We start from the raw sequence: 1,985 nt of genomic DNA, 5'->3' as shown, positions 1-1,985 counted from the left end.
GACCAAACTTCTCTCGCTAAAGAAAGTTGGCCTATATTTAACTTACCAAATTACAGATGAAATAGAAAGTGAAAATGTCACCTTTTAGGTGACATTTTCATTGACAAAATCTTTTTTCAACAACGTGAAAACACCTTCAATATTTGAAGGTGTTTTTTTGTATTTCAACCAGTGTTGCCATCTGCGTATAGGACTAGAATTTTAGAGAATTGTTTGATCTCTTTCGGACTGGTATCAGTTACATTAAAAGTAAGAGTTAAGGCTGTAATAATTCCAAGTAAACTAATTGTTATTTTTTTCATTTTAGTCCCTCCTTTTTTGATTTTTCTTCTTTAGCTTGATGACTTAAATAAAAGTATTTACTAGCTTTTTCGAAGTTGTTTTCTTGATGAAATAATACTGCTACTTTTTCATTATATTCTTGAATGTATTCCCATAGTTCTTCTGTTTTAAAGTAATTGATACCTTCTAAAATTGTATTTTCTAAAGTTTGAGCTGGAACTTTTTCATTTATTGCTTTTATGATCTTAAAGCGATATTGATATTCTATGATTCCTAATTTATTGGAAATAGTTAAGCCTTTTTCTATTAGTTTTGAAGCTATTTCATTTTCGCCTATTTTAGAATGTTCTTTAGCTTTAACAAAAATGGCTTTGTAATTATTAGGCATTATTTCGCATACTTCAGTTAAATATCGTATTGCTAATTCTGATAGGTTTTGATTTGCATACATTAAGCCTAAATTTTGTCTTACTACTAGTATAGGATTTTCGTTGTTTTGTTTTTTGAAAATATCCATTGCTGAGATGAAATATTCTTCAGCTAATTCCCATTCTTTTAAATGTGTACATGCTAGACCTAGTAAATTGTTACAATAGCCAATTTTTATATCATATCCATTATGTTTTTTAAAAATTTCTTTAGCTTTTGTTACTTGTTTAATAGCAATAAGTGCTTGATAAAAATGGTAATGGAAAGTAGCTTGATTATAATAAAATTCAGCTTTTTCGATTTCATCAGGAATATTTCCAAGTAGTTTTTCTGCTTTGTCATAGTGCTCTCTTGCTGCATTATAGTTTCCAATTGCATTAGAATGAATTGCCTTATAAAAATGATAATAATAAGCTAGGAACTCGTCTGTTGGGTTGCCTAAGGCATCAATCTTATCAAAACTATTTTTTGATATGCTTAGATTATCAATTAAATAGTTGTATCCAAAATCAATTAGAGAGTAGTAGAGTAATAAATTTTGGTCTTCTTCTATGTTTTGAATGCGTTTTTCAATGTCTGTTTTTAATTTATATGCATTACCAACATGTCTGTTTCGAATTTCGATATACCAGTTATTTAAAAGCTGTGTGATTTCATTATTTGTTTTTGTTTTCACGTTCAATTGACATCCCCCTTTTCCAGATTTATCTATATACTGTTTATATTATCATGGTATTACATTAGATTAACTTTATTACAAGTTGATATATATTTTTTGAATATTATGTATATTAAACTTTAAATTTTATACCCATTATCAAAAACCCCTTATACATTAAGGGGTTTTTGATAATGGGTATAAATAAGGTATTTGTCTTATTGACATTTTTAGGATATCGAATTTGGGTAAATTTGTATATGTGTGTTTTTGTAAATGACAGTTTGTCAATCTAAGTGCGACAGTTCCTCCTGAAACGCTTCGTGGGCAGTTTTCCAACCTAAACATTTTCTTGGCCTTTGATTAATAACAAGTAGCGCTTGATTCAATTGTTGTTGTGAAACAAGGCTCAAATCGGTTTTTTTCGGATAAAACTCACGCAATAGGCCATTTGCGTTTTCATTACTTCCACGTTGCCAGGAAGAATAGGGATCGGCAAAGAACACTGCTATTTTCAAGTCATTTTCTACTCGTTGATAACACGAAAATTCTTTTCCCCTATCAACAGTAGCGGTTTGAAATGCAGTGGATGGATACATAGAAGTAAGCTGTTTGA

3 protein-coding genes are annotated in these 1,985 nt (G+C 29.6%); all 3 read right to left on the bottom strand.

Going from position 1 to position 1,985, the window contains the following annotated elements; genetic code table 11:
* Window positions 1-164: 164 nt before the first annotated feature.
* Entirely contained in the window at window positions 165-302 is a 138-nt protein-coding gene (locus CO726_RS32110) for a hypothetical protein (RefSeq protein WP_169513126.1), read from the bottom strand.
* Window positions 299-1,393 (bottom strand): Rap family tetratricopeptide repeat protein, encoded by a 1,095-nt coding sequence (locus tag CO726_RS30760; protein ID WP_099686809.1) that lies wholly within the window; start codon window positions 1,391-1,393, stop codon window positions 299-301. The genes CO726_RS32110 and CO726_RS30760 overlap by 4 nt, the downstream gene beginning before the upstream one ends.
* Window positions 1,394-1,656: 263 nt before the next feature.
* A partial coding sequence (locus CO726_RS30755) for an IS30 family transposase (protein WP_136699915.1) occupies window positions 1,657-1,985 on the bottom strand: 329 nt, incomplete at its 5' end.

Source organism: Bacillus fungorum, from assembly GCF_002746455.1.
Lineage (GTDB): Bacteria > Bacillota > Bacilli > Bacillales > Bacillaceae_G > Bacillus_A > Bacillus_A fungorum.
This window is presented reverse-complemented; position numbering and strand designations above follow the sequence as displayed.